The 6,939-nt window shown below is 68.4% G+C and carries 7 protein-coding genes; 1 reads left to right on the forward strand and 6 read right to left on the reverse strand.

Annotated features, from left to right (window positions below):
* Positions 1-17: 17 nt before the first annotated feature.
* The 6 genes from CU044_RS12560 to CU044_RS12580 all read right to left on the reverse strand — a co-directional run bounded on the left by CU044_RS12560 (position 18) and on the right by CU044_RS12580 (position 6,252).
* On the reverse strand, positions 18-980 hold the full coding sequence (locus CU044_RS12560) for an amidohydrolase family protein (RefSeq protein ID WP_129768617.1): 963 nt from the start codon (positions 978-980) through the stop codon (positions 18-20).
* Positions 981-1,263: 283 nt separating this feature from the next.
* Positions 1,264-2,583 (reverse strand): sugar ABC transporter substrate-binding protein, encoded by a 1,320-nt coding sequence (locus tag CU044_RS12565; protein ID WP_129768618.1) that lies wholly within the window; start codon positions 2,581-2,583, stop codon positions 1,264-1,266.
* Positions 2,583-3,446 carry a carbohydrate ABC transporter permease gene (locus tag CU044_RS12570; protein WP_129768619.1) on the reverse strand — a complete coding sequence of 288 codons (864 nt, stop codon included), beginning with the start codon at positions 3,444-3,446 and terminating at the stop codon, positions 2,583-2,585. The genes CU044_RS12565 and CU044_RS12570 overlap by 1 nt, the downstream gene beginning before the upstream one ends.
* The gene (locus CU044_RS12575) at positions 3,443-4,402 is read right to left on the reverse strand and encodes a sugar ABC transporter permease (protein WP_129768620.1); all 960 of its coding nucleotides are present in this window, start codon (positions 4,400-4,402) and stop codon (positions 3,443-3,445) included. The genes CU044_RS12570 and CU044_RS12575 overlap by 4 nt, the downstream gene beginning before the upstream one ends.
* Complete coding sequence (locus CU044_RS38535; protein WP_165371872.1) at positions 4,399-4,554, reverse strand: hypothetical protein; 156 nt, start codon at positions 4,552-4,554, stop codon at positions 4,399-4,401. The genes CU044_RS12575 and CU044_RS38535 overlap by 4 nt, the downstream gene beginning before the upstream one ends.
* A gap of 240 nt (positions 4,555-4,794) precedes the next feature.
* Entirely contained in the window at positions 4,795-6,252 is a 1,458-nt protein-coding gene (locus tag CU044_RS12580) for an MFS transporter (RefSeq protein WP_129768621.1), read from the reverse strand.
* A 173-nt stretch (positions 6,253-6,425) separates the two neighbouring features.
* On the opposite strand from CU044_RS12580, the gene CU044_RS12585 reads away from it, so the two are divergent.
* Complete coding sequence (locus CU044_RS12585; protein WP_129768622.1) at positions 6,426-6,881, forward strand: MarR family transcriptional regulator; 456 nt, start codon at positions 6,426-6,428, stop codon at positions 6,879-6,881.
* Positions 6,882-6,939 lie beyond the last annotated feature (58 nt).

The raw sequence follows: 6,939 nt of genomic DNA on the forward strand, positions 1-6,939 counted from the left end.
GACCACCGGGCGGACTGTCAGCCGAGGTGCAGGAGGCGCTCGGCGTTGCCGTGGGCGATCTTGTTCAGGTCGGCGTCGCTGAGGGGGAGGCCGCGGAGGAAATCGATGGCCTGGGTGCTCGACTCGTACGGGTAGTCGATGGCGAAACAGATGTTGTCGATACCGATCGCGAGGACCGCCCCCAACAGGGCGCTGGTGGCCATGACGCCGCTGGTGGTGATGTGGAAGTTGTCGATGAAGTACTCGGAGGGCTTTTTGGCCAGCTTCACATCGGAGTCGACATACGACAGCCGGGTGTCGACCCGGGACAGATGGAAGGGCAGCATCTCACCCATGTGGCCGAGGATGACCTTGGCGGTGGGGAACTGGTCGAACAGTCCGGCGCAGATCAGGCGGAGCGCGTGGGCGCCGGTTTCGATGGTCCACGCGTAGGTCGGTCCGATCAGTTCGGGGCGGCCCTCGAACACCGACCAGCCCAGGGGTGCGCTGTTGGGGTGCAGATACAGCGGCACGTCGTGCCCGGCGAGCGCTTCCCAGAAGACACGGAACCGCGGTTCGTCGAGGTAGTGGCCCAGGGTGTGCCCGTTGACCAGGACGCCGGACAGGCCGAGGCCGTTCACGGCGCGGTCGAGCTCGCGTACAGCGGCGGCGGGGTCCTGCAGGGGCATCGCGGCGAGCCCCGCGAACCGGGTGGGGTGGTCCTGGACGACGCCCGCGAGGACGTCGTTGGCCAGCTGTGCGTCGGAGACGGCGATGGCGGCGTCGGGCTGCATCTGTACGCCGGGACTGGTCAGGGACAGCACCTGCATGTCGACGCCGTGCTCGTCCATGTCCTTGAGGCGCAGCTCGTTGAAGTCGGGCAGCCGGCGCTCGAACTCGGCCAGCACGCTGGGCCGGAATTTCGTCGGCTGGTGGAGGGACGCTCCGGCGGTGGCCATGCCGGGCACGCTGAAGGCTTCCTCAAGCGCGATGATCTTCATGGTGGTTTTCCCTTACCGTTGGGGTGCCCGTCCCGCGCCGCATGAGAACGCAGCCTTCGCGGCTCCTTCACGCCGTGGCCGTCAGCGGCGAGGCCGCGCGTGCGGAGGTGCTGTGCGGAGGTGCTGTCTCGAATATGGAGGACGCCGGTGCCTGCCGCAAAGCGGGGCTGACCCGGCTGGACTGGCTCCAGCTCCGTCGTTCCGTCGGTGTCAGCACTCGTCGTGCGGTGCCAGCACTCGTCGTGGGGGCGGGGCCGGCCGGGGGCGGCGAGGCCACAGCGCGTCAGCGCTGGTAGCGGTCGAGGATGCGGTTGCCGTCGTCCGCCAGGCGTTCGCGCAGTTCCGCGAGGCCGAACGCGCCGTTGTAGTACTCCTGGTAGGCGGGGGTGGCGATCTTGTCCTTCCACTCAGGGTAGCCGCGTACCCCGAGCACCGGGGACGGGCGCAGACCGGCCGCGAGGTCGGCGCCGGTCTTCCATCCGTACGCCTCGGTGTTGAGGGACGGGTCCTTCAGGGCTTTGACGCTGGTGGGCAACAGCCAGTCGCCGCGCGCCAGCCGCACCTGGTGTTCGGGCCGCGTGAGGAAGGCGATGAAGTCGACCGCCGCCCGCTTGTGCGCGCTGGCCTGGGAGACCGAGAGGGTCTGCGGGATCGTGCCCTGCGTCGGTTCCCCGTTGCCGCTGGGCATCGGCAGGACCGTCCAGTCGAAGCCCTTGGGAGCCTGCTGCTGTACCTGTTGGCGGAAGGAGAAGTTGAGCGGAAGCATCGCGTAGCGGCCCGCGAAGAAGCCGGGCAGGGTGTCGGAACCCGACATGCCGAGGCCGTTCCTGGGCGCGGTCCGGTCGTCGTTGACCTGTCGGTCGATCAGCTGTGCGACGGCCGAGTCGGCGCTGTCGTAGCGGATCTCGTTCTTGCCGTCCGCGTCCTTGTAGAAGATCTTGCCACCGGTGGACAGTGACAGATTGACGGACTGGGCGACCGGCTCCTTCATGGACCAGGCCACGCCGTACTGGTCGTTCGTGCCGTCGTTGTTCTTGTCGCGTGTCAGCTTCTTGCTGACGTCCTCGAACTCGTCCCAGCTCCAGGGGCGTTGGGGGGTGGGGATGCGTACGTTCGCCTGTTCGAGGAGTGTGGTGGCGGCGATCAGGACGCGTGGTTCCTGGAGGAACGGGACGCCGTACGTTCCCTTTTCGTAGGCCGTGGTGTCCCACGAGGCCTGCGGGATGTCCTTGCGCAGCGACTTCGGCAGATAGCCGCTGAGGTCGGCGAGGTAGCCGCCGTTCGCGAAGTCGGTCAGGTCGGAGGCGTCGTTGTGGATGATGTCGGGGGCCTCACCGCCTTCGAAGGAGGTGAGGAGCTGGTCGTGGACGTTGTCCCAGGCGCCCTGTACGTATCTGACCCGCACATCGGGGTGGGACGTGTTCCACTGCCTCACGAGCGCCTTGTTGGCGTCGACGGACTCCTTCTGCCAGGCCAGGCTGAGGAAGTCGAGGGTGATCACGCCGTCGGAGGAGTCCGGCTCCTGGCCGGTGCAGCCGGCGACCAGGGCCAGCGAAAGGGCGGTGGCCGCGCAGGCGCTCAGCCTCTTCGTACGGACGCGCATCAGCCCTTCACCGCCCCGCTGAGCATGCCGTCCACGAGCCGGCGCTGGAGCAGCGCGAAGAAGAGGAGGCTGGGGATGGTCGCGAGGACCGAGGCCGCCGCGAGCGGGCCCAGGTCCACGACGCCCTCGGCGCCCAGGAAGCGGGTGAGGATCACGGACATCGTCTGGTTCTCCGGAGATTTGAGGAGCACGAGGGCGAAGAAGAACTCGTTCCAGGCGGTGACGAAGGAGAACATCAGCGTCGCCACCAGGCCCGGCGTGAGCAGCGGCAGGACCACGCTGACGAGCGTCCGCAGCCGGCCCGCGCCGTCCATCGCCGCGGCTTCTTCGAGGGAGCGCGGCACCGACGTGACATAGCCCTGGAGCATCCACAGTGAGAAGGGCAGGTTCCAGACGACGTACACGATGATCAGGCCGGTCAGGCTGTTGATCAAGTGCAGGTTCTTCAGGACCAGGAACAGCGGGATGATCACCAGTACGAACGGGAACATCTGGCTCACCAGGATCCAGACGGTGCCCGCCTGGCTGACCCGCGTCTTGTGGCGGACCATCACATACGCCGCCGGGACGGCGATCGACACCGAGATCACCGAGGAGCTGACCGCCACGATCAGGCTGTTGAGCGCCGAGCGGAGCAGTGGCTGCGTGTCGAACGCGGCGCGGTAGTTGTCGAGGCCGGCGTCGGTCGGCAGCCACGTCGGGTTGATCGAGCCCAGCTCCTGGGGCGACTTGAAGGACGTGGACACCAGCCAGAGGAGCGGGAAGGCCAGGAAGACCAGGAATACCAGCAGTGCCACGTACTGGCCGGTGCGGCCCGCGGCGCGCAGGGCACGGACCTTGGGCGGGACAGACGTCGTGCTCATGCCGCGTCCTCCGTCAGCTTCTTGCGCAGGAACAGGGTGAGGAGGACCGCGATCACCGCGACCATGACCAGGCCCATCGCGGCCGCGTAGCCGAACTGTCCGTACTTGAAAGCCTCTTCGTACGCGAAGAGCATCGGAAGACGCGTCTGGCCGCCAGGACCGCCCTGCGTGAGGACGTACACCAGGCCGAAGGAATTGAAGTTCCAGATGAAGTTCAGGGCCGTGATCGCGAGGACGACCGGCTTGAGGGCGGGCCAGGTGACCGAGGCGAAGCGGCGCCAGAGGCCGGCGCCGTCCAACTGGGCGGCCTCACGCAGCTCGTGAGGAACGTTCTGCAACCCGGCCAGGAGCACGACCGTGGTCTGCGGCATTCCCGCCCACACGCCGACGGCGATGACCGCGGGCAGCGCGTAGGAGAGGTCGGCGAGCCAGTCGACGTTCTCGTGGAGGAGACCGAGCTGGGTGAGCGTCTTGTTCAGGACACCCGCGTCGGAGTGGTACACGAGCCGCCACATGATGCCGACGACGACCTCGGGCATCGCCCACGGTACGAGCGCCAGCGTCCGGGCGAGCCAGCGGAAACGCAGATTCTGGTTGAGCAGCAGCGCGAGGCCCATGGCCAGTACGAACTGGAGCAGCGTCACGCACACCGCCCAGACGAGGCCGATGCGGAAGGACTCCCAGAACAGCGAGTCGTGACGCAGATCGAGGAGGTTGTCGAGACCGATGAACCGGTTGGCCGCCGTGCGTCCCGCCTGCGCGTCGGTGAACGCGAGCGAGACGCCGTACAGAAGCGGCCCCACGCTGAGTATCAGGATCGGGATCAGCGCGGGGAGGAGCAGGAACCACGCGCCCCGGTCCAGACCGAGGGCCCGCCTGCGCTGGGCGGGGGAGCGGGGCGGCGGGGTGCCGCGGCTGCCCGGGACGGCCTCGGCCCGGGACGCGGTGAGACTCATGACGACCTCATGCTCTCGCTGTTGGCCGCCGTCGGCGCGGCGGAGGCGCGGACGACGGGACGGTGAGGGGCCACCGCGTCCGGTACGCAGCCCGGCTCGGCCGCCGCGCGCTCCACCCTCTCGACGGTGTCCCGGCGGACGTCCTCGGCCACGGCATCGGTTCGGTCCCCCTGCGTCCGTCTGCTTCCCGGCTTCTGCGCACGTCTCCGGCGACGGGAAACGTTCGCAGATAGTGCTGCCAGGATTTCTGGCCGTCAAGAGGAGGTCATCATGGCGCATCTCATGGTGAGACGGTGTGGTTGAACTCCGGCCGCCGCACGGCCGGTCCGGCAGCCGGCCCGAGTCGGGCCGACTGCCGGGGAGTGCCCTGTCACCGGGTGACGGGGTGTCATTCACGCCTGGACGGCGGACTTCTCCGGCTCGGGGGCCGACGGGGTCTTCCCCGGACCGGCGGCGATGTGGCGCACCGCCGGGATGACGGCCGCGATCGCGGCGGAGACCACGGCGATGCCGCAGCCGATCAGCAGGCCCGTACGGAAGCCGCTCTCGGAGGTGATGCTCTGTCCGCCGATGCTGGTCGTCATCTGCGAGAGGACCAGGCCGATCACGGCGGCGCCGACGGAGGTGCCCAGGGAACGCATGAGGGTGTTGAAGCTGTTCGCGGCGGCGGTCTCCGAGAGCGGTACGGAACTCATGATGAGCGCCGGCATCGAGCCGTAGGCGAGGCCCACCCCGCTGTTGATCACCATGATGGCCAGCATGATTCCCCACGCGGAGCCCATCAGCGCGAGCGAGAGTCCGTAACCCGCGGCGATGACCAGGACTCCGCTGAGCAGAGTGACCTTCGGGCCGCTGGCGTTGGTGAGTTTGCCGCCGAGCGGGGAGACGATCATCATCATCACGCCGCCGGGTGCCATCCACAGGCCGGACGCGAGTATCGACTGTCCCAGTCCGTAACCGGTCGCTTCCGGGAACTGAAGCAACTGCGGCATCACCAGCATGCTGGCGTACATCGCGAAACCGACGAAGACCGAGGCGATGTTGGTGAGCAGCACCCGGGGGCGGGCAGTGGTGCGCAGGTCGACCAGCGGGTCGGCCGTGCGCAGTTCCCACGCTCCCCAGGCGGCCAGGAGCACGACGGCGGCGGCGAACAGGCCGAGCGTGGTTCCCGAACCCCAGCTCCAGTCGGCCCCCTTGGAGATGGCGAGCAGCAGGCAGACCAGGCCGGTGCCGAGGCCGAGAGCGCCGGGCGCGTCGAAACGCTGTCCCTTGGCGGCGGCCGGCACGTTCGGGATCAGGAACCAGATCAGTACCGCGATCACCGTGGCCAGGACGGCGGATCCCCAGAAGAGCACCCGCCAGTTCGCGTACTGGGCGACCGCCGCGGCGATCGGCAGGCCGAGGCCGCCGCCGATCCCCATGGAGGCGCTCACCAGCGCGATGGACGAGCTGAGCTTCTGCTCGGGAACGACGTCACGCAGCAGGGCGATGCCCAGCGGCACCATGCCCATCCCCATGCCCTGAAGGCCGCGTCCGATGATCATCGGGATGACGGAGGACGCGAGTGCGCACACCACCGAGCCCGCGATGAGCGGTACGGAGCACGCGAGGAGCATGCGGCGCTTGCCGATCAGGTCGCCCAGGCGGCCGACGACCGGAACGCAGACCGCCGCCACGAGGAGGGTGGTGGTGATGACCCAGGTGGCGTTGGAGGGCGTGGTGTGCAGGATCCGGGGCAGCTCCGCGATCAGCGGCGTGACCAGTGTCTGCATGATCGCCGCCGTGGTGCCGGCGAGCGCCAGCGTGGCGACCACGCCACCCGAGCGGGATGCGTGCTGTGGGGCGTCCATCAGGGACTCCTATGACTGTGCAAGGGGGAAGCAGGGGCGATGAGCTTGTGCATCATACATACTGTGTGCAACGACCACTTTACGTGCATGATTCATGTGAGAGGCGATGAAGTGAGGGCCGTTCACAGGCGATGCGAGAATGGCCCGCGAGAGAGGCAGGAGGCGACATACGCATGACCGGCGCCACCCATGAGGTCGAGTACGAGCAGATGCTGCTCAGCCGTCACACGTTCCTGAACCAGAGAGGCGGCCGACGCAAAGACGCCGTACTGGACCGCAGCGCCTACATCCTGCTCAGCCGCATCCGCATGCAGGGACCGATGTCGATCGGCGAACTCAGCGACGCGTTCGGACTCGACGCCTCCACCCTGAACCGGCAGACGGCCGCGACGGTACGCGCCGGATTCGCGGAGCGTATCCCGGACCCCGACGGCGGCATGGCCCGCAAATTCCGCCTCACGCCGGAGGGCGCACGCGCACTCGACGAGGAGAGGGAGGGCATCGTCCGCTCCCTGGACCGGGTCATGGCGGACTGGCCCGAGGAGGACATCGCCGCCTTCGCCGCGTATCTGAAGCGCTTCAACACGGACATCGAACGCCTCGGCGGCAGGCCCTGGCCCCGCGCGTGAGAGCCCCGCGGACCGCGGGCCCGCACCGGACATGGGCGCGCACCGGGGGTGGGCCCGC

This window comes from Streptomyces sp. L-9-10 (assembly GCF_004151105.1).
In the GTDB taxonomy this organism is placed as follows: Bacteria; Actinomycetota; Actinomycetes; order Streptomycetales; family Streptomycetaceae; genus Streptomyces.